Here is a 26,084-nt window from a genome sequence, read left to right as displayed (position 1 = left end):
AGGCGTTGCGGGCTCAGCGGGTGGCGCGTTCTGCGGGTCGTTCGACATCCATCAGCGGCCGAAGTTCCGCGTCGATGGCCTCGCGGGCCCGGAAGATCCGGGAGCGCACCGTGCCGATCGGGCAATCCATGCGCTCCGCGATCTCCTCGTAGCTCAGGCCCTCGACCTCGCGCAGGGTGATCGCGGCGCGCAGTTCCTCGGGCAATGCGTCCACCGCGCGCATCACCGTCTGCTCCATCTGCTGGCGCATCAGCTCGCGTTCGGGCGTGTCGTTGTCGCGCAGGCGCAGGCCGGATTCGAACTGCTCGGCATCGCTCACGTCGATGTCGTCGGTCGGCGGCCGCCGGTTGTGCGCGACCAGGTGGTTCTTCGCCGTGTTCACCGCGATCCGGTGCAGCCAGGTGTAGAACTGGGCGTCGCCGCGGAAGTTGCCGATCGCGCGATAGGCGCGCAGGAACGCTTCCTGCGCCACGTCCTGGCATTCGCTCCAGTCGGGGATGTACCGCCCGATCAGCGCCGCGATGCGGTGCTGGTATTTGCGCACGAGCAGGTCGAAGGCGGCGCTGTCGCCGGCCTGCACGCGCCGCACCAGGTCGCTGTCGACCTGCGGATTGATCCCCTCTTCGGCCATCAGGCCGTCTCTCCTTGGCGCGGCACGTGCCGCGTTCGCCAGCATGGCGGACATGGGGCCGCAGCGCCGGTGCCACAAGCCATGCGGCTGGAACCGGGCGAAATCGCGATTTGACGGTTCCGGAACATGCCCGGGATGATAAAAGCCCGACTTCCCCCGACGGATGAACGCGATGATCGCCGGACTCGATGGCCTGCGTTTCCAGCATTGGCAGGCGGAACTGCGCCCGGATGGCGCGCTGGTGCTGTCGCTCGACCGCGCCGATGCCTCGGTCAACGCGCTCTCCCAAGACGTGCTGTTCGAACTGGGCGAGATCGTCGAACGCCTAGGCATCGACCCGCCCAGGGCGGTGGTGTTCCGCTCGGCCAAGGCCAACGGCTTCATCGCCGGCGCCGACATCCGCGAATTCCAGCAATTCGATGCCAAGGGCACGGTCAACGACGCGATCTTCCGCGGCCAGCAGGTGTTCCAGCGCATCGCCGAGCTGCCCTGCCCCACGGCCGTGGCGATCCACGGCTTCTGCATGGGCGGCGGTACCGAACTCTCTCTCGCCTGCCGCTATCGCGCCGCGTCGAACGATCCCTCCACGCGCATCGGCCTGCCGGAAGTGAAGCTGGGCATCTTCCCGGGCTGGGGCGGCAGCGTGCGGCTGCCGAAACTGATCGGCGCGCCGGCGGCGTTCGACCTGATGCTCACCGGGCGCACGGTGTCGGCCTCGGCCGCGCGCGCGATGGGGCTGGTCGACAAGGTCGCCGATGCCGCGGTGCTGGTCGATGCCGCCGCCGAACTCGCGCTGAAAGGCACCAAGCGCCCGTTCAAGCAGCGCTTCCTCGCCTGGATCACCAACACCTGGATCGCAAAGCAGATCCTCGCGCCGCAGATGCTCAAGCAGGTCGCGCGCAAGGCGCCGAAGGCGTTCTACCCCGCGCCGTATGCGCTGGTCGATAGTTGGAAGCGTGGTGGTGGAAGCATCCAGCAGCAGCTCGTCGCCGAGCGCAAGGCGGTGGTGAAACTCGCCTCGACGCCGACCGCGCGCAATTTGATCCGCGTGTATTTCCTGCAGGAACGGTTGAAGGGCATCGGCGGCAGGGACAGCGGCATTCGGAAAGTACACGTGGTCGGCGCCGGGGTGATGGGCGGCGACATCGCCGCGTGGAGCGCCTACAAGGGCTTCGAGGTCAGCCTCAACGACCGCGAACAGCGTTTCATCGACGCCGCGTTGCAGCGCGCGCAGGAGCTGTTCGCGAAGAAGGTGAAGGATGAAGCCAAGCGCCCCGAAGTCGCGGCGCGACTGAAATCCGACCTCGCCGGCGATGGCGCGGCGGATGCGGACCTCGTCATCGAAGCGATCATCGAGAAAACCGAGGCCAAGCGCGAGCTGTATGTCGTGGTCGAACCGAAGATGAAGGCCGACGCGCTGCTCGCGACCAACACGTCTTCGATTCCGCTCGACGAATTGCGCGAACACATCGCGCGGCCCGCGCAATTCGCCGGCCTGCACTACTTCAACCCGGTCGCGTTGATGCCGCTGGTGGAAATCATCCATCACGCCGCGATGGCGCCGCAGACGCAGGAGCGCCTCGCCGCGTTCTGCAAGAAGCTCGACAAGCTGCCGGTGCCAGTCGCCGGTTCGCCGGGCTTCCTCGTCAACCGCGTGCTGTTCCCGTACATGCTGGAAGCGATGACCGCCTACGCCGAAGGCATCCCCGGCGCGGTGATCGACAAGGCCGCGGTGAAGTTCGGCATGCCGATGGGCCCGATCGAACTGGTCGACACTGTCGGCCTCGACGTCGCCGCTGGCGTCGGTGCGGAGCTCGCGCCCTTCCTCGGCCTCGCGATTCCCGAGGCGCTGCAATCGCCGCCCGAGCAAGGCAAGCGCGGCAAGAAGGATGGTCAGGGCCTGTACAAGTGGGAAAACGGAAAGCCGATCAAGCCGGACGTGCTTAAGGATTACAAGGCGCCCGAGGATCTCGAGGATCGCCTGATCCTGCCGTTGGTGAACGAAGCGGTCGCCTGTCTGCACGATGGCGTGGTCGCCGATGCGGACCTGCTCGATGCCGGCGTGATCTTCGGCACCGGCTTCGCCCCGTTCCGCGGCGGCCCGATCCAGTACGTGCGCGAAACCGGCGTCGATGCGCTGCTGCAGCGCCTGCAACTGCTGCAGGCACACCATGGCCCGCGCTTCGCAGCCAGGCCGGGCTGGGACAGTCCGGCGTTGAAGGCCTGAACGGAGAACTTCATGCGAATCGCGAGTCTTGTTCTGCTTGTCATTGGCTCATTGCTGCAATCCACGGCGAATGCACAAGAGTCCCAACTACCTTCATTGGCTCAATGCGTAACCGACCAGGCGCAAGTCACCGAAGAAAATTGCTACAAGCCGCCCATGCTCATCGTTTTACGGGAATTCACCCAATCGCATCTGCGCAGCATCGATACATCTGTGCATCTTGCCTACGACGAGAGAGGCCATATCACCTCGGCGACACTCAATCAATCCACGAATCGCAAGAGGCTCGATAACGCCATCATCGAATGGGCGAAGTTGATCAAACTCATGCCAGGACAAGCCGGCGAGGGCGATCTACCCATCGAGATCGGCATCCACTGAGCGCCGACGCGCTCACTCCTCGACAGAAATCGCCCCGGTCGGGCAGGCCTGCACGGCCTCTTCCACGCTCGCGCGCAAGGCTTCGCCCGGTTCCTCGTCGAGGATGTAGAGGAAACCGTCGTCGCGGACCTCGAACACCTGCGGGCAGGCCTGCATGCAGGCGGCGGTGGACACGCAGACGTCGAAATCGACCTTGATCTTCATGGCGGATTCCCCTCTCCCGGCGCTGCGCGCCACCCTCTCCCCGCGCGACGGGGAGAGGGAAAAGAACTACATCGTCTGCGTCGCCTTGTCGGCGTTGAGCATGCCCGCGAGCAGCGTCTCGATCCGGTTGCGAACCACTTCGCCCTCGTGGCTGTCGGCGAACTGCACGCCGACGCCGGCGGTACGGTTGCCCTGCGCGCCGCTGGGCGTGACCCACACCACCTTGCCCGGCACCGGCAGGCGTTCGCTGGATTCGGGCAACGTCAGCAACACGAACACCTCGTCGCCGAGGAAGTAGCGCTTGGGCGTGGGCACGAAGATCCCGCCCTGCTTGAGGAACGGCATGTAGGCGTTGTACAGCCCCGCCTTGTCCTTGAAGGTCAGCGACAGGATGCCCTGTCGTACGCCTGCTGCTCCGCTCATCGTCCCCTGCCCCCTCGCGAATTCACGCCTTCGCCCCGGCAACGCCCCGTTCGCCCGCGACCGGCCACTGCAACAGCAGGTCCACGACCACGAGATCCGCGCGCACCGTGGTGCGCAACAGGTCGCGGCTGCGGTTGGCGGCGGCGAACCATGCGGCCAGCCTGCGGGTTCGCGCCGGGTCGGTCAAGCGCCCGGCCGCTTCCAGTGCGAGGTCGGCGGCGAATCGCAGGCGCAGCGCGAGCGCGTCGTCGGCATTCCAGCGCTGCGCGGTGGCGGTCGCGGACGCACGGCCCTGCGACAGTGCGCGCAGGTCTTCCATCACCTCGCGCCGCAGGTCCAGGCTGCCGTCGGCCAGCCATTGCGCGGCCAGGCCCGGATGCCCGCGCGCGGCGTCGAGCGCTTCTTCCGCGGATTTCGAATGACCGGATGCGCGCAGCCATGCCAATGCTTCTTCGCGCGGCGGCAGGCGGAACTCCAGCTTCTGGCAGCGGCTGCGGATGGTTGCTGGCAGGCGCGAAGGATCCGCGGCGATCAGCCACAGGTAGCGACCCGGCTGCGGTTCCTCCAGCGTCTTCAGCAACGCATTGCTCGCCGCGGTATTGAGCGCATCGGCGGGATCGATCAGCGCGACGCGCGCTTCGCCGTATTGCGGCGTCAGCGAAAGTTGCGCGGACAGCGTGCGGATCTGTTCGATCGACAATTCTTGGCGCGGCTTGCCGGTTTTCTCGTTCATCGCGAAACCGACGAACAGCGCATCCGGGTGCCCCGGCCGGCCATGCGGCAAGGCGAGCGAACCGTCGGGGCGGACCTCGACCGGATCGGATTGCGAACGCGACTGGTACAGCGCGCAACTGCGGCACGAACCACAGGCTTCGTCGCCGCGCGGCGACAGGCACAGCACGCGCTGCGCGAGTTTCTCGGCGACTTCGCGCTGGCCGAGCCCGGCCGGGCCGCTGAACAGCAGGCCGTGCGCGAGGCGGCCGGCGGCGAGCGCTTCCACCGCCTGCGCATAGGCGCGCTGCTGCCACGGTGCGAATTCGAACCTCATGCGGCTTCGCGCATCCATGTGCGCAACGCGGACACCGCCTCAGCGGCGACTTCGACTGCGGGACGCGAGGCATCGAGCACGCGGATGCGTTGCGGTTCCGCGGCGGCGCGCGCAAGGTAGGCGGCGCGCACGCGCTCGAAGAATTCGTCGCGCTCGCGTTCGATGCGGTCGGGCACGAGGTCGCGTCCGCGCGCGCGCTGGCGTCCTTCGTCGACGCCGACGTCGAGCAGCAGCGTCAGCCCCGGGCGAATGCCGACGACTTCGCGTTCCAGCGTCGCGATCAGCTCGGGATCGAGCCCGCGCCCACCGCCCTGGTAGGCGTAACTCGAATCGGTGAAGCGGTCGCACAGCACCCAGGCGCCGCGCTTCAACGCGGGCAGGATGGTTTCGCGCACGTGCTGCGCCCGCGAGGCGAACATCAGCAGCAGTTCGGTTTGCGGCGATGCCGGTTCGTGGTTCGGATCGAGCAACAGTTCGCGGATGCGTTCGGCCAGCGGCGTGCCGCCAGGTTCGCGCGTGCACACCACGTCGGCGCCGGCCGATGCGAGCGCATCGCGCAACGCATGCAGCACCGTGGTCTTGCCCGCGCCCTCGCCGCCCTCCAGCGTCACCAGCCGCGATTGCGTTACCAATCCGCTCACGGAGGCGATCCCGCGGGCGTGGTGGTCGATGTCGGCGCGGGCGCAGCGTCGTCCGAGGTCGCGGTTCCGGTCAGCGGGCCCTTCGCCAGTCCGGCGCGATAACGCGCGAGGTAGGCGCGCACGTTGGCCTGGTGTTCGGCATAGGTCGCAGCGAACAGGCTGCGGCCGCTGCCATCGCCGCTGGACACGAAATACACGACATTGCCGGGCGCGGGATGCGTCACCGCCTGCAGCGCGGCCTTGCCAGGCATCGAAATCGGGGTCGGTGGCAGGCCGGCGATGCGATAGGTGTTGTAGGGGTTGTCGGCCTGCAGGTCGCGCTTGCGAATGTTGCCGTCGTAGCGCGTGCCGAGGCCGTAAACCACGGTGGGGTCGGTTTCCAGGCGCATGCCCTTGGCGATGCGGTTCACGAACACGCCGGCGATGCGCGCGCGGTCCTCGGCGACGCCGGTTTCCTTTTCCACGATGGAGGCCAGCGTCAACGCTTCATCCTGCGATTTCAACGGCAAGCCGGGCGCACGTGTCTTCCACGCCTCGTCCAGCGCCTGCTGCATCGCCGCGTGCGCGCGGGCGAGCACGTCGAGGTCGCTGTCGCCGCGCGTGTACAGGTAGGTTTCCGGCAGGAAGCGCCCTTCCGGATGCTGGCCGGCGAAACCGAGTTTCGCCATTAGCGCCGCGTCATCGAGCGCCGCGGTTTCGTGTTCGAGCGGCATCGCTTTCGCCAGCGCCGCGCGAAGCTGCCTGATGTTCCAACCCTCGACGATGGTGAAGCGACGGCTGATGACCTTGCCGTCGCGCATCCGTACCAACAAGTCGCGCGGCGTGGTGCCCGGGCCCAGCGCATATTCGCCGACCTGCAAATGGCCAGCGGTGCCGAGCTGGCGCGCGAGCAGTCGCCATTCCATGTCGCGTGCGGGCGATTCGCCGGCCGCGTGCAATTTGCCGAGCACACTGGCGAAGGAATCGCCGCGGGCGACGACGATGCTGGCGTCCGTTTTCGCGCTGGCGAGCGGCGCATCGGCGAAACCGGCGTAGCGGTCGAACGCCCAGTACGCGGCCGCGCCGACGAGCAACGCCGACAGCACGAAGATCCATCCGAAGCGGGATTTGCGTTTGCGGCTCAAGCAGGCTCCACGGCGAAGGACGGATGCAGGCGCGACAAGGCGATGCGTGCGGCGGCCACCGCGGGATGCGACGGCCATTCGCGCGCGCCGAGGCGCGCCACCGGCAGGATACCGCGCACCGCATTGCACAGGAAAACCGCATCGGCGGCTTCGACCTCGGCCGGCGACAGCATGCGTTCATCGGCATCGAGCGCCGGCAACAGCTTCGCGCGGCAAACCCCGGCGATGCCGCAATCGACGATGGCGGGCGCGACCCAGCGACCCTCGATGAGCGTGAACAGGTTGGCCGTGGTCGCGCCGATGGCATTCCCGGCGGAATCGAGCATCAAGCCTTCGTCGGCGCCGGCGCGTTCGGCCTCGGCGCGCGCCAGCACCTGTTCCAGCCGGTTGCAATGCTTGATCCCGGCCAAAGCCGGCTGCGATGCGACCCGCGTTGCGCAGACATGCAGGCACAGGCCACGATCCGGTGTCGCCGGCACGGCGTGGCGCGAAACGATCCAGGTCGGAACCGGATTCGCTGGCGGCGCATAACCGCGTTCGCCTGCGCCACGCGTGACTAGCAGTTTCAGCACGCCGTCGCCGCCGTCGGCGAACAACGACTCGGCTTCTTCGCGAACCGGTGCTTCGTCCGGCAAGGGGATGCCGAGTCGTTCCGCACCGAGTCGCAGCCGAGACCAGTGTTCGCGCCACCACGGCACTTCGCCGCGATGCACGCGCAGGGTTTCGAACAGGCCGTCGCCATAGGCGATGCCGCGATCGTCGGCCGGAATCGCATCGAGGCGAACGTCGCCGCGGAACATGCGCGCGTTCACGCTTCCACCCCGAGTGCGCGCAACATGCCGCGCGCCTTGGCCCGGGTTTCATCGAGTTCGCGTTGCGGATCGGAGTCGGCGACGATGCCGGCGCCGGTACGGAAGCGCAGTTTCGCGCCTTCGAGCTCCGCGCTGCGGATCAGGATGTTGAGGTCGAGGTCGCCGTCGCGGTTCAACCAGCCGAACGCGCCGGTGTAGGCGCCGCGCCCCTGCCCTTCGAGTTCGGCGATGACCTGCATGCAACGCACCTTGGGGCAACCGGTGATGGTGCCGCCGGGGAACACCGCGGCGATGACCGCGCCCGGCGTCGCGTCCGCGCGCAGGCGGCCGCGCACGTTGCTGACGATGTGGTGCACGTGCGCGTAGCTTTCCACCGTCATCAGTTCGTCGACTTCCACGCTGCCGGGCACGCACACGCGGCCGAGGTCGTTGCGTTCGAGGTCGATCAGCATCACGTGTTCGGCGCGTTCCTTGGGGTTGCCGACCAGGTCGCGGATGCGCGCCGCGTCGTCGTCGCCTTCGAAGCGCGGGCGCGTGCCGGCGATGGGCCGGGTCTCGACCACGTCGCCGCGCACGGAAACGAGGCGTTCAGGCGAAGCGCTGACCACCGCCCAGCCATCGTCCGCGAATATGCCTGCGAACGGGGCCGGATTGTGCGTGCGCAGGCGCCGGAACAGTTCCGCCGGCTGCGGCGCGCGCGCGAACCGCGCATTCCAGCCGCGGCTGATGTTGGCCTGGAACACGTCGCCGGCGGCGAGATAGTCGAGCACGCGGCGCACGCCGTCGGTGAAGCGCGAAGGTTCGTCTTCATCGACGTGCTGCGGTGGTGTCCATTCCGGCAGCGACGGCAACGCTGCGAGCGCGGCGATGTCGGTTTCGATGGCATCGAGCATGCCGGCATGCGCGGTTTCCGCCACCGCCACGCATTCGCCGCTGGCGCGATCGCGCAGGATCGCAGCCGGGCAACGCAGCGCAAGCGCGACCGGCAATGCGCCTGGTGCATGCGGCAGCGACAAAACGGGTTCGATCTGGCCGGCGAGTTCGTAGCCGAGGTACAGCGCCCAACCGCCGCGGAACGGCCAGCGTGGTTCCTCGCGCGGGGTGCGCAGCGCGTGCCATTCGCGATCGAGTGCGGCGAGGAACGCTTCGCCTTCGCGCGCACGGACCGATTCGCCGTTGGTCGCGAGCAGCAGGTCCCAACGCCCCTGCGCGGTGCCGGCCGCCGCGGATTCGAGCAGCAAGGGATAGCGCGCCGGCGCGGACCGGTGCAGGTCGAGCAGGTCAATGCCGGGAGGCAGTGGGCAAGTCTGGATCATGGCGAAGGAACGAGCGAAGAGGAACGAGTGAAACGAGTCGGGACGCGGCTCCGCCCATTCCTCCCTACTCGTTTCTCATTTCTCGTTTCTCGTTCCTCGCCTCTCAGGCCCGCTTGAACACCAGCGTGCCGTTGGTGCCGCCGAAGCCGAACGAGTTCGACATCGCGATCTCGACCTGCTTCTCGCGCGCCGTGTGCGGCACGTAGTCGAGGTCGCAGCCCTCGGACGGATGGTCGAGGTTGATGGTCGGCGGGATGATGCCGGTGTGCAACGACATCGCCGAGAACACCGCCTCGACGCCACCGGCCGCGCCGAGCAGGTGCCCGGTCATCGACTTGGTCGAACTGACCATGACCGACTTCGCCGCATCGCCCATCGCGCGCTTCATCGCCATGGTCTCGGCGAGGTCGCCGGCCGGCGTGGAAGTGCCGTGTGCGTTGATGTAGCCGACCTGCGCGGCGTCGATGCCGGCGTCGCGGATGGCGTTGATCATGCAGCGCGCCGCGCCGTCGCCGTTCTCGCTCGGCGCGGTCATGTGGTAGGCATCGCCGCTCATGCCGAAGCCGGCGAGCTCGCAATAGATGCGCGCGCCACGCGCCTTCGCGCGTTCGTATTCCTCGAGCACGAGGATGCCGGCGCCGTCGCCCATGACGAAGCCGTCGCGGTCCTTGTCCCATGGGCGCGATGCCCTGGTCGGATCGTCGTTGCGGGTCGACAACGCCTTCATCGCGCAGAAGCCGCCGAGCGAAGTCGGCGTGGTCGCGTATTCGGCGCCGCCGGCGACCATCGCTTCGGCCTCGCCGTACTGGATCATCCGCATCGCCAGGCCGATGTTGTGCGTGGCCGTGGTGCAGGCGGTGACCGCGGCGATGTTCGGGCCTTTCGCCCCGGTCATGATCGAGACCTGGCCGGCGATCATGTTGATGATGGTGCTGGGCACGTAGAACGGCGAGATCTTGCGCGGGCCGCCGGCCGCGTACTTCAGCGTGGTTTCCTCGATGCCGTTGAGGCCGCCGATGCCGGCGCCGATGGCGACGCCGATGCGTTCGGCCGCCTCGCCCTCGATGGCGATGCCGGAATCGGCGATGGACATCAGCGCGGCCGCGACGCCGTAGTGCACGAAGGGATCCATCTTCTTGATGTCCTTCGGCGCGATCCACGTGGCCGGATCGAAATCCTTGACCTCGCCCGCGATCCGCGTCGGGAACGCCGACACGTCGAAATGCGTGATCGGGCCGATGCCCGACCGGCCGTTGACGATGCCGTCCCAGCTCGTGGCCAGGTCGTTGCCCAGCGGCGAAACGATGCCAAGACCGGTGACGACGACGCGACGCTTGCTCATGCCTGGCTCCTGGGCCCGATGCTCTTGCCTATGCTCATGGCGGACATACGCCTGCGGATGCAATCGCCGGAAACGCACGGGGCCGCATGCGCGGCCCCAGCGGTGTCACGGCCACGGCGCGCAGGCGCCGGCGGCTTACGCCTTGACGTGGGCCTTGACGTAATCGATCGCCTGCTGCACCGAGGTGATCTTCTCGGCTTCCTCGTCCGGGATTTCGCACTCGAACTCTTCCTCGAGCGCCATCACCAACTCGACGGTATCGAGCGAATCCGCGCCGAGGTCGTCGACGAAGGAGGCGTTGTTGGTGACTTCTTCTTCCTTGACGCCAAGTTGTTCGACCACGATCTTCTTGACGCGTTCTTCGATGCTGCTCATCTGTATTCGCTCCTCCGGGGAGTCCGTTGCGGCGGGTAGTGTAAGGGAAAGCCGCGGCATTCGCGCATCGGCGCGGAAGCCTTCCGGCTCAATGACTTAGGGCGCGTTGCTTGCGGAAAGTGTGCTCATGGCATGTACATGCCGCCGTTCACGTGCAGGGTTTCGCCGGTGATGTAGGCGGCGTTCGGGCCGGCCAGGAACGCCACCGCGCGCGCGATATCGGCCGGTTCGCCGAAGCGCCCCAGCGCGATCTGCCCAAGCATCGCGTTCTTCGCATCCTCCGGCAGTTCGCGGGTCATGTCGGTGTCGATGAAACCGGGCGCGACGACATTGACGGTGACGCCGCGCGAACCGATTTCCTTCGCCAGCGACTTGCTGAAGGCGATGATGCCGGCCTTGGCCGCGGCGTAGTTCGCCTGCCCCGCGTTGCCGGTTACGCCGATCACCGAGGCGATGTTGACGATGCGGCCCTTGCGCGCCTTCATCATCCCGCGCATCGCCGCCTTGCAACTGCGGAACACGCTGGTGAGGTTGGTGTCGAGGATGGCCTGCCAGTCCTCGTCCTTCATCCGCAGCAGCAAATTGTCGCGGGTGATGCCGGCGTTGTTGACGAGGATGGAGAGACCGCCGAAGTCCTTGCCGACGGCATCGACCAGCGCTTCGATCGCGCCGGGCGCATTGACGTCGAGCACGCGGCCCGCGCCGCCCTTCGATGCGAGCCGTTCGGAAATCGCATTCGCGCCGGACTCGCTGGTGGCGGTGCCGATGACTGTCGCACCCTGCGCGGCGAGTTCGTCGGCGATGGCCGCGCCGATGCCGCGCGACGCGCCGGTAACGAGCGCCACTTCGCCCTTCAAGTTTTCGCTCACTTCCATTCCCCGAGTGCGGTTTCGAAATCGCCGACAGTGCCTAGCACGCGCGCGTCCAGCGCCTTGTCGATGCGCTTCACCAATCCCGCCAGCACCTTGCCCGGGCCGCATTCGGCGACGCAGGTGATGCCACGCGAAGCAAGCGCCTCGACGCAGCGCGTCCACTGCACCGGCAGGTAGAGCTGGCGCACCAGCGCGTCGCGGATCGCATCGATGCCGTCGTGCGCGGTCGCGTCCACGTTCTGCACCACCGGCAGCGATGGCAGATTCCAATGCAGCCCGGACATGGTTTCGGCGAGCCGGTTCGCGGCCTCGCGCATCAATGGCGTGTGCGAAGGCACGCTGACCGCGAGCTTCACCGCCTTGCGCACGCCCTTTTCCTGCAGCAGCGCCAGCGCGCGGTCGACCGCCGCGGCATCGCCGCCGATGACGATCTGCCCCGGCGAGTTGTAGTTCGCCGGCACCACGACCGTGCTGTTCGAAGCCTCCATGCACATGGCTTCGACCAGCGCATCGTCGGCGCCGAGCACTGCCGCCATCGCGCCGGTGCCGGCGGGCGCGGCGTCCTGCATCAGCTGGCCGCGGATGCGCACGAGGTGCGCGCCGTCCTTCAACGACAACGCGCCGGCCGCGACCAGCGCGGTGTATTCGCCGAGGCTGTGCCCCGCGAGCAGGGCGGGCCTGGGGCCACCCTGCGATTCCCACGCGCGCCACGCGGCGATGCCGGCGGCCAGCAACGCGGGCTGGGTGTATTCGGTGCGGTTGAGCATTTCCTCGGGACCGCCCTGCGACAGCGCCCACAGGTCGACGCCGGCGCCGTCGGAAGCTTCCTCGAAGGCCCCGCGCACCACGGCATGCGCTTCCGCCAGTTCGGCGAGCATGCCGACGGACTGCGAACCCTGTCCGGGGAACACGAAGGCGAGTTGCGGGGATGCGGTCACGCAGGAGGCCGGAACGAGGCCGGTTGGCCCGGGGACGCGCATGATAAGAGCAATTGCTCTAGCGCGTCTGTACCGCCGCGTAGGGTGCGCTCAGTAGCGCAGCAGGACCGAGCCCCAGGTGAACCCGCCGCCGAAGGCTTCGAGCAACACCAGTTGCCCGCGCTGGACCTTGCCCGAGCGCACGGCTTCGTCCAGCGCCAGCGGCACTGAACCGGAGGACGTGTTGCCGTGCTTGTCGACGGTGACGATCACGCGCTCCATCGGCATGTCCAGGCGCTTGGCGGTGGCCTCGATGATGCGCAGGTTGGCCTGGTGCGGAATCAGCCAGTCGATGTCGTGGCGGTCGAGGCCGTTGGCCTCCAGGGTTTCGTCGACCAGCGAGTCGAGCGCCCTGACCGCGTGCTTGAACACTTCGTTGCCGGTCATCAGCACGCGCACGCCGGCGTTGTCCTCGCCGGGCTTGAATCCCTCGGACACGCCGACCGGATTCCACAGCAATTCCTTCTTCGCGCCATCGGCGTGCAGGTGGGTGCTGAGGATGCCGGTCGCGCTGTCGGCCTTGAGCACCACGGCGCCGGCGCCGTCGCCGAACAGCACGCAGGTGCTGCGATCGCTCCAGTCGACCATGCGCGTCAGGGTTTCCGAACCGACCACCAGTGCGGTCTTCGCGTCGCCCGAACGGATGAATTTGTCGGCGACCGAAATCGCATAGACGAAGCCGCAACAGGCGGCGTTGACGTCGAACGCCGGGCAACCGGCGATGCCGAGTTCCGCCTGCATCAGGCAGGCCGAGGACGGGAAGATCAGGTTCGGCGTGGTGGTGCCGAACACGATCAGGTCGATCTCGCCGGGTTCCACGCCCGCCGCTTCCATCGCCCGCAATGCGGCGTCGCGGCCGAGCGAGACCGTGGTTTCGCCCTCGCCCGCGACATGGCGCTGGCGGATGCCGGTGCGCGTGGCGATCCATTCGTCGCTGGTCTCGACGCGCTGCGCCAGCTCGTCGTTGCTGACGACGCGCGCGGGCAACGCACTGCCGGTACCGGCGATGCGGGAATAGATCCGCTCGCTCATGGGCGGGACCTCCGGGTGCTGCGATGTCGTGCGGCCCGGGACCGGTCCGCTGGCCGCGCTCGGCGGATCACTCTTCGTCGACGACCTTGGTCTTCGGCACGATCACCTGCTTGCCGCGGTAGTAACCATCGGCGGTGACGTGGTGGCGCAGGTGGGTCTCGCCCGAGGTCGGGTCGGTGGCCAGCTGCTTGGCCGTCAGCGCGTCGTGCGAACGACGCTGGCCGCGGCGGGAAGGGGAAACGCGGGACTTCTGCACTGCCATGGTATTGCTCCAGAAAAACTCGAATTCGGTACGTGGCTATCAAACAAAAACTTCAATTCGGAATCCGCCTTCAGGCGCCGGGCTTCTTCAAGGCCGACAGCGCCGCGAAAGGGTTGTCCCGCCGGGGCTCGTCCGCATCCTGCGGCCGGTCGTCCCCGACCGGTTCCGACCCCGGATCCACCGGTACCACCGGCAAGGCCAGGATCAGCTCATCCTCGACCAGATCCAGCGGGCGCAACATGCCGTCCGCGGGAACCAGCAGGGGTTCGTAACCTTCCGACAGCGCGGCCTCGTCGGCCTCGTCCCGGATCAGCCCGAGTCGCTGTTCCACCCGTACCGGGAGCAGGAACCGCTGCAGGCTGCGCTGGCATTGCAGCGGCAGCTCGGCCTCGGCTACCAGCGCCACGCGCGGCAATTGCAGCGCATCGCGGTCGAAATCGATGGTGAAGCGGACATCGCCCTCGGGGTCGAACAGCCCGTCCTGCAGCCGCGGCAACGAAGCCAGCGGCACGCGCCCCTCGATCCTGCGCCGCGCCGCGACCCAGCGCCACGCGTCCACGACCTCGGGGATTTCGGCGGACATAAGACGCGAAATGCTAGGGCCAGCCCCGGGCGATGTCAAACCCAAACCCTTGACTTGGCAAGGCATTTGCCGCCCGCGCCGGGATCGGGGCAGACTGCGGCGGCAACCCCCGGGGATTCCTGCGTGAAGGCTTTGATCGTCCTGTTGTTGCTGGCGCTGGCCGCCGGCGTGGTCCTCCTGCTCCGCCGCCGCGGCCCGGCCCCCCGCCAGCGCGCGGTGGCGGAACTCCTCGACGCCGCCGATGCGCTCGAGGCCCGCTTGCGCGAGGCCCGGGCGGAAATCGAGGCCGTCGCCGGCGACGAGGCCAACCCCGTGCGCGACGCCATGCAGGAAATGCTGCGCCAGCGCCTGTGGCTGCAGCAACACGGCGACCAGGCCTCGCTGGAACAACTCGACGGCGTGCGTGCGTCCATCGACGCCGCCCGCGGCCGCATCGAGCAGATGCTGGCGCAGGTGGAACGCGCCCGTTCGAACGTGCATTGAACGGTTCCTCCCGCCGCCTGCTGCTGGCCTCGACCTCGCCCTACCGGCGCGAACTGCTGTCGCGCCTGCGCCTGCCGTTCCAATGCGTGCCGCCACGGGTCGACGAAACGCCGTCGTCCGGCGAGGCCCCTGCCGCGCTCGCATCGCGGCTGGCGGGCGAAAAAGCCGCCGAGGTCCACGCCCGCGAGCCGGATGCCTTCGTCATCGGCAGCGACCAGGTCGCGGATCTTGAAGGTCGCGTGCTCGGCAAGCCGGGGAATTTCGAATCCGCCGTAGCGCAACTGCGGGCGATGTCCGGTCGCGAGGTCGCGTTCCACACCGCGCTATGCGTGATCGGCCCGGGTTTCCGCGAATCCGCCGTCGATACGACCGTCGTTCGAATGCGCGATCTCGGCAATGACGAAATCGCGCGCTACCTGCAGGCGGAGCCTGCTTTCGATTGCGCTGGCAGCTTCAAGGCCGAAGGCCTGGGAATCGGCCTGTTCGAAGCCATCGACAGCCGGGATCCGACCGCGCTGGTCGGATTGCCGCTGATCGCCACTGCGCGGTTGTTGCGAAACGGGGGGTTTGCGCTGCCGTGACCGGAAATTTTCTGCGTTTTAAACCCTGGATACCAAGTCGGTCAGGAAGTTAGAACCACATGCCGAAGATCGTCATTTCATTCGCAGCAGCATCGGCATTTCTCGCGACGCTGATTTACTTGCATGCCCTGTTCAAACTCTACGGAGTGATTGCCTCGGAAAAGCCCGAGTGGGTCAATCGTCGCGGTGCATTGAGCTTCTTTTACTCGGCCTTCCCGCCAGTCACCGATCCCAACGTTTGGTTGTCGGTGGTACGCCGCGCCTTCAGCCCAAGCATTCGAGAGTTGCAGTCTCCGCTCGCCCTTGTCTATGCCAAACGCATACGTTGGTCTCTAGCCACCGGATTGCTGGGATATGGCGTGCTGATCGTCGCAGGAGCCGTGCGTGGGGCCTAACTAATTCGTTTAAGCTGTAATCGCTTCGCAACCTGACAACCCGAATTCACCCGATCCTCATTCCAGGTCGATGGGGATTTCGCTCCAGGGCTCGACGCTGCCATCGCGGCCGATCAGCCACAGGCCGAGCCAATGCCGGCCCTTCTCCATCTCCTCCAGATCGACCTGCGCGCGATAACCGATGTTCGGATGCTGCGGATCGTTGGAGAACGGCCAGATCAGCTTCGGCCCGACGCTGGGCAAGCCGTACTCGGCCTTGGCGACGCGCCGGCCATCCACCGTCACCCAGATCGAACGCAACCCGACGCCATCCTTGAACGCCCAGCCGCTGACCTCGAACCGGCGCCCGACCCTGGCATCGACCGCCGGCCGCTCGATCCACGCAATCGCGGGCGTCGTGCATTCGCCCTTGCCCGGCCCCGGTTGCTTCAACTGCGGCAACTGGAACAGCAGGAACCGCTGGCGCCCGTGGTCGATGCTGATCGTGCGCGGCGCCGGCAGCGGCCCGACGCGTTCGCACAACTCGTGGTAGCGCGCGGGCAATTCGCGCAACGACACCTCGCTTGCGCCGACGACCAGCAACACCGGGCCCTTGCCCCGGTCGACCGTGTCCTCGCGCAGCTTCCACAAGTGCAACTGCGGCGCGCGTCCGTGCTTGACGTTGAGCGGGTGCGGCAACACGGCGATCCGCGGGTTGCCGAGCGCGAAGCCGAGCTCCGCGCCGATCTTGAAGTCGTCGGCGACGATGCGCGTTCCCTTCGGCATCGCGCGCAATGCGCGGCGCGACTGGGTCGCGAGCTTCTGCCAACCGGCGAAATTGCCCGGGTACCAGCGCGTGGCGGCGGTGGTCTCGCGCAAGCGCGGCACCGACACCGCGGCGTAGTAGCCGAGCATCAGCACCAGGCCGAGCGCGGCGAGCGCGCCGGTCGCGATCCGCAGCCAGCGTGGCCAGCGATCCAGCAACGAGGGAAGCAAGGGCAGCAGCGCGATGAAACCCTGCAGCGGCCAGTGGAAGCTCACGCGTTCGGTATCGGCGAAGAACCCAAGCACGAAGAAACCGAGCACCACCAGCCCGCCGAGCAACGCGAAGAAACTCGGCGCCGGGCGCGGGTCGCGCGCGTAGCGCCACGCCGCGACCACCAGCGCCACGAACAGCAAGGGCGTGACCAGCAACGACTGCACCAGCACGAACTGGATGCCGTCGACGTGGAACGCCCAAGGATGCCGGTCGACGAGCTGGAAGCGCAGGCCCGCCTCGGCGTTGTCCATGTTCCAGGCCACCAACGGCGTCCACGCCGCCGCGCCGAACGCGATCGCGATCCACATGCGCGGGTCCCGCAGCGCACGCCTGCCTTCGGGCATCAGCAGCAGCACGAGGAAGCCCACCGCGAGCACCGCGATGAACCGGTAATGGCTGAAGGCGCCGAGCGCGAGGCCGACGGCGAGTTCCACCGCCGCGCCGGCGCTGACATTGCGCAGCAGGCGCGCGCAGGCGTCCATGCACAGCAGGGTCGCGATCGCCATCGCCGCATCCGGCACCGCGAGCAGGCCGAGCGTGCCCGCAAGCGGCAACAGCAGGGAGAGCAGCGCCGCCTGCCAACCGGCGGTGGCGCCGAATTCGCGCGCGGTCACCCGCGCGACCAGCCACGGGACCGCCGCCGCCAGCAACAGGAACGGGATGCGCAGGCCCAGCGCATCGCGCCCGAACAGCGCGACCCCGATCCGGGTCAGCCACGCGGTGAGCCCGGGCAGGTCGGAATACGCCCACGCCGGATGCATGCCCTCCTGCCAGTAGAAGGCCTCGTCCACGAACAGCGGCAGGTGCGTGGCGAGCACGCACTTGACCGCGAGCACGGCGCACCATGCGGCGATGAAGGTCCTGCGCGCTTCGGTTTCGTTCCGCAACAAGTTTCGGCCCCGCTACACTGCCGGCAGGCAAAAGGGAGACGCGCATGCTACCCGACGCGCTGCGCCGCGGGCTCGGCGAAGCCATCGCCCAGGTGAACGCGCTGGTGCTGGGCAAGCCGCAGGAGATCCGGCTGGCGTTCGCCGCGCTGCTGTCTGGCGGCCACCTGCTGATCGAGGACCAGCCCGGCCTCGGCAAGACCACGCTCGCGCATGCGCTCGCGGTGACCCTCGGCTTGCGCTTCGAACGCGTGCAGTTCACCTCCGACCTGATGCCCTCGGACATCCTCGGGGTGTCGGTCTACGACGCCGGCAGCGCGCGCTTCGAATTCCATCCCGGGCCGGTGTTCGCGCAGGTCCTGCTCGCGGACGAAATCAACCGCGCGCCGCCGCGCACGCAGAGCGCGCTGCTTGAGGCCATGGCCGAGCAGCAGGTCAGCATCGACGGCACCACGCATGCGCTGCCGCGGCCGTTCTTCGTCATCGCCACGCAGAATCCGGTCGACCTCGCCGGCACCTATCCGCTGCCCGATTCGCAGCTCGACCGCTTCCTGCTGCGCCTGTCGCTCGGTTATCCGGACGAAGCCGCGGAGCGCGAACTGCTCATCGGCGCCGATCGGCGCGACCTGATCGCGAACGCGACGCCGCGGCTTGGGCCGGATTCGGTGCTCGAACTGCGCGCGGCCGCCGACCGCGTGCATGCCAGCGATGCCCTGCTCGACTACGTGCAGGCGCTGCTGCACCGCAGCCGCCACCATCCGGGCGTGCGCACCGGGCTGTCGCCGCGCGCCGGCATCGCCCTGCTGCGCGCGGCGCGCGCGCATGCGCTGCTGCTCGGCCGCGAACACGCGGTGCCCGAGGACGTGCAGGCCTTGTTCATCCATGTCGCCGCGCACCGGCTCGCGCCCGACGCGGACGGCGGCGATGGCCGCGCACTCGCCAAGTCCGTCCTGCACGCGGTTCCGGTGGACTGAAATGCCCGACGGCCTGCGCGCACGCCTGCGCCGGCGCCTGGATTCATGGACGCGCCCACGCACGCCGGAAACCTTGCCGGTCGCGATCGACCGTCGCCGCGTCTACGTGGTTCCGACCGGGTTCGGCCTGTTTTTCGCGGCACTGCTCGCGGCGATGGGCGTGGGCGCGCTCAACGACAACAACAATCCCGCGCTGTTGCTGGCGCTGCTGCTCTCCGGCGCGGCGTTGGCCAGCCTGCTGGTCGCGCACCTGCAATTGAGCGGATTGCGCGTGGTCGCGGCCGGGGCGGAACCGGTACCGGCGGGCGAACCCTTGTCGCTGCGCGTGCACCTGCGCGCCGCGGACGGCCGCGAGCGCCGCGGCCTGCGCGTGGAATGCGGCGAAGCCACGGCCTCCGCATCGCTCGCCGACGGCGCCGGCGAAGCGGTGCTGGAATTGCCGACGACGCAGCGCGGCTGGCTGCAACCGCAACGGTTGCGCATCTCCACCCGGCAACCGCTGGGGCTGGCCTTCGCCTGGTGCCTCGCCTGGCCGCAGGCGCAATTGCTGGTGTATCCGCGCCCGGAACGCGATGCGCCGCCGCTGCCAAGCGGCGGCGGCGAAGGCTCGCGCGCGCGGCCGCACGTCGCCGGCGACGAACCGCACCACCTGCGCGCGTATCGCCAGGGCGATCCGCGCCGCAACATCGCGTGGAAACCGTCCGCGCGCCACGGTTCGTTACTGGTGCGCGAACACGAACGCCGCGAAGGCGCGGAGATCGTGCTCGACTGGCGCGAACTCGCGTCGCTTCCGGTCGAAGCGCGGATCTCGCGCCTCGCGCGCTGGGTGGACGAAGCCGAACGCCGCAACCGGCGCTACCGGCTGCGCCTGCCGGGCGAATCGCTGGGCCCGGCGCAGGGCCCCGCGCACCGCCACGCCTGCCTGCGCGCGCTCGCGCTGCTGCCGCATGCCGTCGACTGACGCCAAACGCGGGGCGCCGCTCGATGCCGCGACGCGCGGCTGGTGCTACGCCGCGGCCGCGGCCTGCCTGCTGCCCTTGCTGCTTCAACTGCCGCATGCCACCGCGCTCGCCATCGCGCCGTGCGCGCTCGCGGTCGCCGCGCTGTCGTGGCGACGGCCGCTGCCGTGGTGGCTGCGCGCGCTGCTCGCGCTCGCGGTGTTCGGTACCGTGTTCGCCGCGCATGGATTCGCGTTCGCGCGCGATACCGGCTGCGCCCTGCTCGCGGCGATGCTGGCGCTGAAACCTTCCGAAACCGTGCGCGTGCGCGACGCGCGCAGCCTGCTCGGCTTCGCCCTGTTCGCGCCGTTCGCCACCTTCCTGCTCGACCAGGGACCGCTGTCGCTCGCGCTGGGCCTGGCCGGCGCCTGCCTCGCGCTGGTCGCGTTGCTGCGGCTGTCCGGTTTCGAAGCCGGGATCGAACGCGGTTCCGGCGATTGGCGGCTTTTCCGCGCGGCGCTGGGGCTGGTCGGCGTCGGCCTGCCGCTGGCGCTGGCCGCGTTCTGGCTGTTCCCGCGGCTCGCCGCGCCGCTGTGGGGAACGCCCGGCATGAGCCAGGCGCGCCCCGGCCTGTCCGACAGCATGACGCCCAGCGAATGGGTGGACCTGCTCAGCGACGACACGCCCGCGCTGCGCGTGCAGTTCTTCGGCGCGACGCCGGCCGACATCCAGCGCTACTGGCGCGGCTACACGTTCTGGAACTTCGACGGGCGCACCTGGACGCGCGCGCTCTGGATCGATGCGATGCCGCCCGCCCCGGTCGTGCCGTCGGCGACGCGCTGGGAATACCAACTCGAACTCGAACCCACCGATCGCCAGCAGGTCGTCGCGCTCGACTTGCCGCTGTCCGCGCCCGAAGGCACCACGCTCGACGGCAATTACGGCCTCGCCGCCGATCGACCGCTGGACGAACCGCGCCGCTGGCGCATGCGATCGGCGGCGCCGGCGGCGTTCGATGCGCGCATGCCGGAATCGCTGCGGCGCGCGGCGCTGCAACTCCCCGCCGGCTTCAATCCGCGCACGCTGGCGCTGGCCAGGCAATGGCGCGCCGAAGCCGGCGACGACGACGCGGCGATCGTCCGCCGCGCGCTGGCGATGTTCCACGATTCCTTCGCCTACACCCTGGCGGTGCCGCTGGCCGGGCGCAACGCGGTGGACGAATTCCTGTTCGACACGCGCGAAGGCTATTGCCAGCACTTCAGTTCCGCGTTCGTGGTGCTGATGCGCGCGGCCGGCATTCCCGCGCGCGTGGTCACCGGCTACGCCGGCGGCACCTACAACCGCATCGGCGATTACTGGCTGGTGCGGCGTTCCGACGCGCACGCCTGGGCCGAGGTCTGGTTGCCGGGCCGCGGCTGGGTACGCGAGGACCCGACCGCCGCGGTGTCCCCCGAACGCGTCTACGACACGCTCGCCGACCGCGCGAACGCGGGCGACGGCCCGCTCGGCGGCATCGATGCGCTGGCGCCGGTGTTCGACGTCGGCGACTGGATGCGCCGCGGCTGGAACGATTTCGTGCTCGGCTTCGACGCCAACCGCCAGCGCAACCTGCTGCGTTCCCTGCACGTGGACGCCGACACCGACCGTGCATTGCTGCTCGCCTTCGCCGCCGCGGCGGTGTTGGCGCTGGCGTGGATGGCGTGGCGGGTGGCGCGGGAGCAGCGCGAGCGCGACCCGGTCCTGCGCGCCTGGCGCAGGCTGGAAAAGCGCTACGCCCGTCGCGGTTTCGGCCGCCCGCCGCAAGAGCCGGCCGTGGCCTGGGCGCAGCGGCTGAACGGATCGTCACCGGAGCCCTCGCCATTGCTCGTACTCACCACGCGTTTCGCGGAATGGCGCTACGCTTCGCACCAACGCGATCCGCGCCGCGCCCGCGAACTGATCCGCGACCTGTGCGCGCATCGCCCCTTAGCTGGAGAACCGTGATGCGCATCCTGGCCCTTTCCCTGCTCGTCGCCGGCCTTGCCGGCTGCGCGAGCGTTCCCAAGCCGTTGCAGGGCGAAGTGAATCCGATCACCCCGCGCGAGGCGCAACGCGCCGACGCCGTCGGCGCCACCGTGCGCTGGGGCGGGCGCATCGTCAGCACCGAGCCCGGTCCGAACCAGACCTGCTTCGAGATGATCGGCAGCACGCTGCAGGGCGATGGCCGCCCGGCGGACATGAGCGAGGACGGCAGCGGCCGATTCATCGCCTGCAAGTCGGGTTTCTACGATCCGGCGATCTTCCTCAAGGACCGCGAGCTGACCGTGCTCGGCCGCATCGACGGTTACGAGAGCCGCAAGATCGGCGATTACGATTACCGCCAGCCGCGCGTCGCGGCCGACGTGATCTACCTGTGGCCGAAGGCGCGCCCTGTGGACGTGCGCTACCCGGCGCCGCAGCCCTGGCCGTGGTGGGGATGGGGTTGGGGCTGGGGGTGGTAATTCGGCGGCGACCCGCGGTCAATGCAACGGAAAGCGCTGGCGAAAGCCGGCGCTTCCGAAAGAAGCTCAGCAAGCGGACAGGCCCAGATACAAAGATGGTCAGCGGGAAAGCACGCGCCAATACAACACGCGCTTCTTGTCTTGAGTCACCGCGATCGCTGCAATCATTGGCACGGAACCGGTGGTGCCACTAGGGCAACTGTAAAAGGCATACCTTTGGTAATTGTCCGGGAGCCATGTGCGGCGAAAAGCCGGCTCAGGGAACTCGCCGCCATCTGCGGGACGACAGGATGCAGACGGTTCCCAGGCCAGGTTCGACGGCAGACTGAAGCTCAATGCGCTCTCGTTCGTATCCGAGTCGTGCACTTCACGGAGTTGCGTGGCTTCAACAGGCACCCACGCAGGAATCCATCCCCGCTCGATTGCTCCAGCAGCCACCGCATCGGCACGCGTGGCATAAGACGCATCCAGAACGTCGCTTGTACTGCATGAGCATGCAACAGCCGCTGCAGAGGCGACGAGCGCGATGCGCCGGAATCGATCCATCGCCTGATGACTACTTGACGACATGGACTTCACCCCGGTGTCCCGAACCTTCCCAACGGCGCACCTGCCAGCAAATGCAGGTGGATCTGGAACACGGTCTGCCCGCCGTCGGCGTTGCAATTCATGACGATGCGGTAGCCGTTCTCGGCGAATCCTTCCTTCTTCGCGTAACGCGCAGCCGCGGTCGCGAGGCGGCCGATCACCACCGCGTCGTCCTCCGGAACGTCGTTGAGCGTTGCGAAATCGACCTTGGGCACGAACAGCACGTGCACCGGCGCCTGCGGCGCGATGTCGCGGAAGGCGATGACGTTTTCGTCCTCGTAAACCACGTCCGCCGGGATCTCGCGGCGCATGATCTTGTGGAAGATGGTGTCGGACATGGCGAAACCCCCAGTTGGTGGTTGGTAGTTGGTTGTTGGCGGGCCGGGATCGGGAAGTCGTCGACTACCAACCACGAACCGCCAACGACCAACTGTCTCTACGGCATTTCGCTGCGCGACCCGAACGCGTGCGACAGCGTGCCGCGGTCGACGTATTCCAGTTCCCCGCCCAGCGGCACGCCGTGCGCGAGGCGGCTCGGGCGCACGCCGTGCTGGCGCGCGAGCTGCGCGAGGTAATGCGCGGTCGCCTCGCCTTCCACGGTCGGGTTGGTGGCGATGATGAGTTCGCGCACCTCGCCTTCCGCGAGCCGCGACGACAGCAGGTCGAGGCCGAGCTCGCGCGGGCCGATGCCGTCGAGTGGGCTCAATCGTCCCTGCAGCACGAAGTAACGCCCGCGGTAGCCGGTCGCCTGTTCGATCGCGAGCAGGTCCGCCGGGGATTCCACCGCGCACAGCAGTTGCGGGTCGCGTGCCGGCGCGGTGCAGGTTGCGCAGACCGCGTCCTCGCTGAAATCGCGGCAGCGCTCGCAATGCCCGATCTTGTCGATCGCCGATTGCAGCGTTTCCGCCAATTTCTTGCCTCCGTCGCGCTCGCGTTCGAGCACGTGGTAGGCCATGCGCTGCGCGGTCTTGCGGCCGACGCCGGGCAGGACGCGGAAGGCTTCGATCAGTTGTTCGAGGAGTTGCGAGGACATCGAACCTTCGTCATTCCGGCGAAAGCCGGAACCCAGTTTTGAATCGTCACGAGAGCAAAAGCTGGATCCCGGCCTTCGCCGGGACGACAGCAAAAAATCAGAACGGAAGCTTCATCCCCGGCGGCAATGGCATGCCGGCGGTGGCCGCGTCCATCATCGCCTTGGATTCGGCATCGAGCTTGCCGACCGCATCGTTGAACGCGGCGGCGATCAGGTCCTCCAGCATTTCCGGATCGGAAATCGCGGACGGATCGATGCGCACCTTGCGGCAATCCTTGCGTCCGCCGAGGGTCACGCTCACCAGTCCGCCGCCGGCGCTGCCGGTGGCTTCGAGCTTGGCGATGTCTTCCTGCGCGCGCTGCAGGTTGTCCTGCATCCGCTGCGCCTGCTGCATGAGTTGTGCGATGTTGCCGCGCATTTCTGTGTCCTTGCTGTTGCCGCTCAGGCGTCGTCGAGCGGACGGATGGAATCGGGAACGAGCTTCGCGCCTTGTTCGAGCATGCGGCGCACGTCCGGATCGTTCATGAAGGTGTCCTCGGCCTGCGCCTGGCGTGCGTCGCGCTGGCGTTCGTTGCGCACGTGCAGCGTTTCGCCCGAGGGTTCGGCCAGTTCGAACTTGATCTGCGGCTCGACACCGAGTTGCGGTTCCAGCGCGGCGGCGAGCATGCGTACCATCGCCGGGCCCTTGAGGTGTTCGTCGGCCGGCGCGAGCGTGAGGCGCAGCACGCCATCGGCGTACGAGACGAAGCCCGAATGCGCGGCGAGCTGCGCGGCCGGACCGCGCACGCCGCTGTGCGCGACCAGTTCCAGCCAGCCATCGGCATCGAGATTCGCAATCGACGACATCGGAGCCGCAGGTCTTTGCGCAGCTGGCGCAGGCGATGCGGCCGGCGCTTCCGGCATGGGTCGCGGTGCGGGCGCGGGTGGCGCCGTGCGTGGCGTTGCAGGCGGCGCGGAGCGCGGCGGCGCTGCGGAAACATTCGGCGCGGATGCCGTTTGCGTCGCGTTCGAATCCGGGCGGAACGCGAACATGCGCAGCAGCGCCATTTCGAAGCCCGCGCGCGGCGCCGGTGCCAGCGGCAGTTCGCGCCGACCGTCGAGCGCCATCTGGTACCAGAGCTGCACCAGTTCCGGCCGCAGCTTCGATGCGAATTCACCGGCATCGATGCCGTCGGCTTCAACCGTCGCTTCCGGCACCAGCTGCTTCACCTGGATGCGATGCAAGGCCGAAGCGAGCGCGTCGAGCACGTCGCCCCAGTCCGGCGCGAATTCAGCCAGCTTCGCGACTTCATCGAGCAGGCGCGCGCCGTCGGCATCGGCCAACGCTTCGAGCAGCGCGCCAACGCGGGTGCGATCGACCGTGCCGAGCATCGCCGCGACCTGGGTTTCCTCAAGCTTGCCACCGGTATAGGCAATCGCTTGATCCAGCAGCGACAGGCCATCGCGCAGGCTGCCGTCGGCGCCGCGCGCCAGCAGTTGCACCGCGCCGTCCTCGGCGGAGATGCCCTCGGCAGCGAGGATCTTCGCGATCTGGCCGCGGATCTGTTCCTGGTCGAGGCGCTTGAGGTTGAACTGCAGGCAGCGCGACAACACCGTCACCGGCAGTTTCTGCGGATCGGTGGTCGCGAGCAGGAACTTGACGTGTCCCGGCGGCTCCTCGAGCGTCTTCAGCAGCGCGTTGAACGCCGCCTTCGACAGCATGTGCACTTCGTCGATCAGGTAGACCTTGGTGCGGCCGCGCGAAGGCATGTACTGCGCGTTGTCGATCAGCTCGCGCACGTCGTCAACGCCGGTGTTCGATGCCGCGTCGATCTCGAGCAGGTCGATGTAACGGCCGGCATCGATGGCCAGGCAGGTCTCGCATTCGCCGCAGGGATCGGCGCTGGTGCCGCGTTCGCAGTTCAGCGATTTCGCGAAGATGCGGGCGATGGTGGTCTTGCCGACGCCGCGAGTGCCGGTGAACAGGAAGGCGTGGTGCACGCGCCCGGTTTCCAGCGCGTTGGTCAGCGCCCGGACCACGTGTTCCTGCCCGACCAGTTCGGCGAAACGCCTGGGACGCCACTTGCGGGCGAGGACGAGGTACGACATGGCCGCATTGTGCCATGCGGTCGTCGCACGAACCGGGACCCCGGAAGCGCACGGGACTCGCAATGAATGCCCGCTACGGCTAGTATTTGCGCCCCCGGACGGACCGCAAGGCCCGCCCGGGTCCGGAGAGGTGTCCGAGTGGTTGAAGGAGCACGCCTGGAAAGTGTGTAAGCGTCTAAACCGCGCTTCGGGGGTTCGAATCCCCCTCTCTCCGCCAGATTCAAGCGCCGCGATGCAGGCGCAGTCCTATGGTGACCCCGTCGGTCCCTCGCGACGCTAGATCGAAAACCCCGCCAGGGCCGGAAGGCAGCAACGGTATCGATCGACGCGGGTGCCGAGGTCAGCCGGCGGGGTCATCGCCATTCTGGT

30 protein-coding genes, 1 tRNA gene and 1 other RNA gene are annotated in these 26,084 nt (G+C 68.2%); 11 read left to right on the top strand and 21 right to left on the bottom strand.

Going from position 1 to position 26,084, the window contains the following annotated elements; genetic code table 11:
- Positions 1–13 precede the first annotated feature (13 nt).
- Positions 14–631: an RNA polymerase sigma factor RpoE gene (gene rpoE, locus FNZ56_RS01405; protein ID WP_143880223.1), complete on the bottom strand. Its 618-nt coding sequence runs from the start codon at positions 629–631 to the stop codon at positions 14–16.
- A gap of 172 nt (positions 632–803) precedes the next feature.
- Here rpoE and FNZ56_RS01400 point away from each other — a divergent pair, with 172 nt between their 5' ends.
- Entirely contained in the window at positions 804–2,858 is a 2,055-nt protein-coding gene (locus FNZ56_RS01400; protein ID WP_143878141.1) for a 3-hydroxyacyl-CoA dehydrogenase NAD-binding domain-containing protein, read from the top strand.
- Positions 2,859–2,870: 12 nt separating this feature from the next.
- The gene (locus FNZ56_RS01395; RefSeq protein WP_143878140.1) at positions 2,871–3,239 is read left to right on the top strand and encodes a hypothetical protein; all 369 of its coding nucleotides are present in this window, start codon (positions 2,871–2,873) and stop codon (positions 3,237–3,239) included.
- Between the two features lie 12 nt (positions 3,240–3,251).
- On the opposite strand, the gene FNZ56_RS01390 is transcribed toward FNZ56_RS01395, so the two are convergent.
- The 14 genes from FNZ56_RS01390 to FNZ56_RS01325 all read right to left on the bottom strand — a co-directional run bounded on the left by FNZ56_RS01390 (position 3,252) and on the right by FNZ56_RS01325 (position 14,250).
- Complete coding sequence (locus tag FNZ56_RS01390) at positions 3,252–3,443, bottom strand: ferredoxin (protein WP_143878139.1); 192 nt, start codon at positions 3,441–3,443, stop codon at positions 3,252–3,254.
- 66 nt (positions 3,444–3,509) lie between these two features.
- On the bottom strand, positions 3,510–3,866 hold the full coding sequence (locus FNZ56_RS01385) for a PilZ domain-containing protein (RefSeq protein WP_143878138.1): 357 nt from the start codon (positions 3,864–3,866) through the stop codon (positions 3,510–3,512).
- Positions 3,867–3,888: 22 nt separating this feature from the next.
- Positions 3,889–4,914 (bottom strand): DNA polymerase III subunit delta', encoded by a 1,026-nt coding sequence (locus FNZ56_RS01380; protein WP_143878137.1) that lies wholly within the window; start codon positions 4,912–4,914, stop codon positions 3,889–3,891.
- The gene (gene tmk, locus FNZ56_RS01375; RefSeq protein ID WP_143878136.1) at positions 4,911–5,555 is read right to left on the bottom strand and encodes a dTMP kinase; all 645 of its coding nucleotides are present in this window, start codon (positions 5,553–5,555) and stop codon (positions 4,911–4,913) included. Before tmk ends, FNZ56_RS01380 begins: the two co-directional genes overlap by 4 nt.
- On the bottom strand, positions 5,552–6,679 hold the full coding sequence (gene mltG, locus FNZ56_RS01370; RefSeq protein WP_246064647.1) for an endolytic transglycosylase MltG: 1,128 nt from the start codon (positions 6,677–6,679) through the stop codon (positions 5,552–5,554). The genes tmk and mltG overlap by 4 nt, the downstream gene beginning before the upstream one ends.
- Positions 6,676–7,491, bottom strand: a complete 816-nt coding sequence (gene pabC / locus FNZ56_RS01365) for an aminodeoxychorismate lyase (RefSeq protein WP_143878134.1) — start codon at positions 7,489–7,491, stop codon at positions 6,676–6,678. Before pabC ends, mltG begins: the two co-directional genes overlap by 4 nt.
- Positions 7,488–8,807, bottom strand: coding sequence for an aminodeoxychorismate synthase component I (locus tag FNZ56_RS01360; RefSeq protein ID WP_143878133.1), 1,320 nt, complete (start codon positions 8,805–8,807; stop codon positions 7,488–7,490). Before FNZ56_RS01360 ends, pabC begins: the two co-directional genes overlap by 4 nt.
- A gap of 103 nt (positions 8,808–8,910) precedes the next feature.
- Positions 8,911–10,149: a beta-ketoacyl-ACP synthase II gene (fabF, locus tag FNZ56_RS01355; protein ID WP_143878132.1), complete on the bottom strand. Its 1,239-nt coding sequence runs from the start codon at positions 10,147–10,149 to the stop codon at positions 8,911–8,913.
- 135 nt (positions 10,150–10,284) lie between these two features.
- Entirely contained in the window at positions 10,285–10,524 is a 240-nt protein-coding gene (acpP, locus tag FNZ56_RS01350) for an acyl carrier protein (protein WP_036135371.1), read from the bottom strand.
- Positions 10,525–10,649: 125 nt separating this feature from the next.
- Positions 10,650–11,393 (bottom strand): 3-oxoacyl-ACP reductase FabG, encoded by a 744-nt coding sequence (fabG, locus tag FNZ56_RS01345; RefSeq protein WP_143878131.1) that lies wholly within the window; start codon positions 11,391–11,393, stop codon positions 10,650–10,652.
- Positions 11,390–12,334 (bottom strand): ACP S-malonyltransferase, encoded by a 945-nt coding sequence (gene fabD / locus FNZ56_RS01340; RefSeq protein ID WP_281286172.1) that lies wholly within the window; start codon positions 12,332–12,334, stop codon positions 11,390–11,392. Before fabD ends, fabG begins: the two co-directional genes overlap by 4 nt.
- Before the next feature lie 90 nt (positions 12,335–12,424).
- On the bottom strand, positions 12,425–13,405 hold the full coding sequence (locus FNZ56_RS01335; protein WP_143878129.1) for a beta-ketoacyl-ACP synthase III: 981 nt from the start codon (positions 13,403–13,405) through the stop codon (positions 12,425–12,427).
- A gap of 67 nt (positions 13,406–13,472) precedes the next feature.
- The gene (gene rpmF / locus FNZ56_RS01330; protein ID WP_143878128.1) at positions 13,473–13,667 is read right to left on the bottom strand and encodes a 50S ribosomal protein L32; all 195 of its coding nucleotides are present in this window, start codon (positions 13,665–13,667) and stop codon (positions 13,473–13,475) included.
- Positions 13,668–13,737: 70 nt separating this feature from the next.
- Positions 13,738–14,250 (bottom strand): YceD family protein, encoded by a 513-nt coding sequence (locus FNZ56_RS01325; RefSeq protein ID WP_143878127.1) that lies wholly within the window; start codon positions 14,248–14,250, stop codon positions 13,738–13,740.
- 123 nt (positions 14,251–14,373) lie between these two features.
- Here FNZ56_RS01325 and FNZ56_RS01320 point away from each other — a divergent pair, with 123 nt between their 5' ends.
- The 3 genes from FNZ56_RS01320 to FNZ56_RS01310 are packed head-to-tail and all read left to right on the top strand — an operon-like array spanning position 14,374 to position 15,709.
- Entirely contained in the window at positions 14,374–14,733 is a 360-nt protein-coding gene (locus FNZ56_RS01320) for a hypothetical protein (protein WP_143878126.1), read from the top strand.
- Positions 14,730–15,314: a Maf family protein gene (locus tag FNZ56_RS01315; protein ID WP_143878125.1), complete on the top strand. Its 585-nt coding sequence runs from the start codon at positions 14,730–14,732 to the stop codon at positions 15,312–15,314. Before FNZ56_RS01320 ends, FNZ56_RS01315 begins: the two co-directional genes overlap by 4 nt.
- A 59-nt stretch (positions 15,315–15,373) precedes the next feature.
- Complete coding sequence (locus FNZ56_RS01310; protein ID WP_143878124.1) at positions 15,374–15,709, top strand: hypothetical protein; 336 nt, start codon at positions 15,374–15,376, stop codon at positions 15,707–15,709.
- A gap of 57 nt (positions 15,710–15,766) precedes the next feature.
- Here the strand turns inward: FNZ56_RS01310 and FNZ56_RS01305 are convergent, their stop codons facing one another.
- Positions 15,767–17,614: an ArnT family glycosyltransferase gene (locus FNZ56_RS01305; RefSeq protein WP_143880222.1), complete on the bottom strand. Its 1,848-nt coding sequence runs from the start codon at positions 17,612–17,614 to the stop codon at positions 15,767–15,769.
- 47 nt (positions 17,615–17,661) lie between these two features.
- Here FNZ56_RS01305 and FNZ56_RS01300 point away from each other — a divergent pair, with 47 nt between their 5' ends.
- Genes FNZ56_RS01300 through FNZ56_RS01285 form a run of 4 tightly spaced genes read left to right on the top strand, consistent with a single transcriptional unit; the run spans position 17,662 to position 22,006 of the window.
- The gene (locus tag FNZ56_RS01300; protein ID WP_143878123.1) at positions 17,662–18,588 is read left to right on the top strand and encodes an AAA family ATPase; all 927 of its coding nucleotides are present in this window, start codon (positions 17,662–17,664) and stop codon (positions 18,586–18,588) included.
- A 1-nt stretch (position 18,589) separates the two neighbouring features.
- Entirely contained in the window at positions 18,590–19,549 is a 960-nt protein-coding gene (locus tag FNZ56_RS01295; protein WP_143878122.1) for a DUF58 domain-containing protein, read from the top strand.
- A complete protein-coding gene (locus FNZ56_RS01290; RefSeq protein WP_143878121.1) occupies positions 19,536–21,509 on the top strand; it encodes a transglutaminase TgpA family protein in 1,974 nt (657 codons plus the stop codon). Before FNZ56_RS01295 ends, FNZ56_RS01290 begins: the two co-directional genes overlap by 14 nt.
- Positions 21,509–22,006 carry a Slp family lipoprotein gene (locus FNZ56_RS01285; protein WP_143878120.1) on the top strand — a complete coding sequence of 166 codons (498 nt, stop codon included), beginning with the start codon at positions 21,509–21,511 and terminating at the stop codon, positions 22,004–22,006. Before FNZ56_RS01290 ends, FNZ56_RS01285 begins: the two co-directional genes overlap by 1 nt.
- A 99-nt stretch (positions 22,007–22,105) precedes the next feature.
- On the opposite strand, the gene FNZ56_RS01280 is transcribed toward FNZ56_RS01285, so the two are convergent.
- The 5 genes from FNZ56_RS01280 to dnaX form a co-directional block, all read right to left on the bottom strand.
- Positions 22,106–22,585, bottom strand: coding sequence for a hypothetical protein (locus tag FNZ56_RS01280; protein WP_221933310.1), 480 nt, complete (start codon positions 22,583–22,585; stop codon positions 22,106–22,108).
- Positions 22,582–22,932 (bottom strand): histidine triad nucleotide-binding protein, encoded by a 351-nt coding sequence (locus tag FNZ56_RS01275; protein ID WP_143878118.1) that lies wholly within the window; start codon positions 22,930–22,932, stop codon positions 22,582–22,584. The genes FNZ56_RS01280 and FNZ56_RS01275 overlap by 4 nt, the downstream gene beginning before the upstream one ends.
- 98 nt (positions 22,933–23,030) lie before the next feature.
- Positions 23,031–23,627, bottom strand: coding sequence for a recombination mediator RecR (recR, locus tag FNZ56_RS01270; RefSeq protein WP_143878117.1), 597 nt, complete (start codon positions 23,625–23,627; stop codon positions 23,031–23,033).
- A gap of 97 nt (positions 23,628–23,724) precedes the next feature.
- Positions 23,725–24,045, bottom strand: coding sequence for a YbaB/EbfC family nucleoid-associated protein (locus FNZ56_RS01265; RefSeq protein WP_143878116.1), 321 nt, complete (start codon positions 24,043–24,045; stop codon positions 23,725–23,727).
- A gap of 23 nt (positions 24,046–24,068) precedes the next feature.
- On the bottom strand, positions 24,069–25,715 hold the full coding sequence (gene dnaX, locus FNZ56_RS01260; RefSeq protein ID WP_143878115.1) for a DNA polymerase III subunit gamma/tau: 1,647 nt from the start codon (positions 25,713–25,715) through the stop codon (positions 24,069–24,071).
- 124 nt (positions 25,716–25,839) lie between these two features.
- Between dnaX and FNZ56_RS01255 the strand changes: the two genes are divergently transcribed.
- Positions 25,840–25,932: transfer RNA gene (locus FNZ56_RS01255), tRNA-Ser, on the top strand.
- A gap of 40 nt (positions 25,933–25,972) precedes the next feature.
- Positions 25,973–26,069, top strand: an RNA gene (ffs, locus tag FNZ56_RS01250) — signal recognition particle sRNA small type.
- The last annotated feature ends 15 nt before the right edge of the window (positions 26,070–26,084 follow it).

It is taken from the genome of Lysobacter lycopersici, assembly GCF_007556775.1.
GTDB classification, from domain to species: Bacteria; Pseudomonadota; Gammaproteobacteria; order Xanthomonadales; family Xanthomonadaceae; genus Pseudoluteimonas; species Pseudoluteimonas lycopersici.
This window is presented reverse-complemented; position numbering and strand designations above follow the sequence as displayed.

Excerpts from the sequence above, each read along its gene's own strand:
- rpoE (WP_143880223.1), bottom strand. The coding sequence starts at position 631 with ATGGCCGAAGAGGGGATCAATCCGCAGGTCGACAGCGACCTGGTGCGG.
- FNZ56_RS01400 (WP_143878141.1), top strand. The coding sequence starts at position 804 with ATGATCGCCGGACTCGATGGCCTGCGTTTCCAGCATTGGCAGGCGGAA.
- FNZ56_RS01395 (WP_143878140.1), top strand. The coding sequence starts at position 2,871 with ATGCGAATCGCGAGTCTTGTTCTGCTTGTCATTGGCTCATTGCTGCAA.
- FNZ56_RS01390 (WP_143878139.1), bottom strand. The coding sequence starts at position 3,443 with ATGAAGATCAAGGTCGATTTCGACGTCTGCGTGTCCACCGCCGCCTGC.
- FNZ56_RS01385 (WP_143878138.1), bottom strand. The coding sequence starts at position 3,866 with ATGAGCGGAGCAGCAGGCGTACGACAGGGCATCCTGTCGCTGACCTTC.
- FNZ56_RS01380 (WP_143878137.1), bottom strand. The coding sequence starts at position 4,914 with ATGAGGTTCGAATTCGCACCGTGGCAGCAGCGCGCCTATGCGCAGGCG.
- FNZ56_RS01360 (WP_143878133.1), bottom strand. The coding sequence starts at position 8,807 with ATGATCCAGACTTGCCCACTGCCTCCCGGCATTGACCTGCTCGACCTG.
- fabF (WP_143878132.1), bottom strand. The coding sequence starts at position 10,149 with ATGAGCAAGCGTCGCGTCGTCGTCACCGGTCTTGGCATCGTTTCGCCG.
- acpP (WP_036135371.1), bottom strand. The coding sequence starts at position 10,524 with ATGAGCAGCATCGAAGAACGCGTCAAGAAGATCGTGGTCGAACAACTT.
- FNZ56_RS01335 (WP_143878129.1), bottom strand. The coding sequence starts at position 13,405 with ATGAGCGAGCGGATCTATTCCCGCATCGCCGGTACCGGCAGTGCGTTG.
- rpmF (WP_143878128.1), bottom strand. The coding sequence starts at position 13,667 with ATGGCAGTGCAGAAGTCCCGCGTTTCCCCTTCCCGCCGCGGCCAGCGT.
- FNZ56_RS01325 (WP_143878127.1), bottom strand. The coding sequence starts at position 14,250 with ATGTCCGCCGAAATCCCCGAGGTCGTGGACGCGTGGCGCTGGGTCGCG.
- FNZ56_RS01310 (WP_143878124.1), top strand. The coding sequence starts at position 15,374 with ATGCCGAAGATCGTCATTTCATTCGCAGCAGCATCGGCATTTCTCGCG.
- FNZ56_RS01300 (WP_143878123.1), top strand. The coding sequence starts at position 17,662 with ATGCTACCCGACGCGCTGCGCCGCGGGCTCGGCGAAGCCATCGCCCAG.
- FNZ56_RS01295 (WP_143878122.1), top strand. The coding sequence starts at position 18,590 with ATGCCCGACGGCCTGCGCGCACGCCTGCGCCGGCGCCTGGATTCATGG.
- FNZ56_RS01290 (WP_143878121.1), top strand. The coding sequence starts at position 19,536 with ATGCCGTCGACTGACGCCAAACGCGGGGCGCCGCTCGATGCCGCGACG.
- FNZ56_RS01285 (WP_143878120.1), top strand. The coding sequence starts at position 21,509 with ATGCGCATCCTGGCCCTTTCCCTGCTCGTCGCCGGCCTTGCCGGCTGC.
- FNZ56_RS01275 (WP_143878118.1), bottom strand. The coding sequence starts at position 22,932 with ATGTCCGACACCATCTTCCACAAGATCATGCGCCGCGAGATCCCGGCG.
- recR (WP_143878117.1), bottom strand. The coding sequence starts at position 23,627 with ATGTCCTCGCAACTCCTCGAACAACTGATCGAAGCCTTCCGCGTCCTG.
- FNZ56_RS01265 (WP_143878116.1), bottom strand. The coding sequence starts at position 24,045 with ATGCGCGGCAACATCGCACAACTCATGCAGCAGGCGCAGCGGATGCAG.
- dnaX (WP_143878115.1), bottom strand. The coding sequence starts at position 25,715 with ATGTCGTACCTCGTCCTCGCCCGCAAGTGGCGTCCCAGGCGTTTCGCC.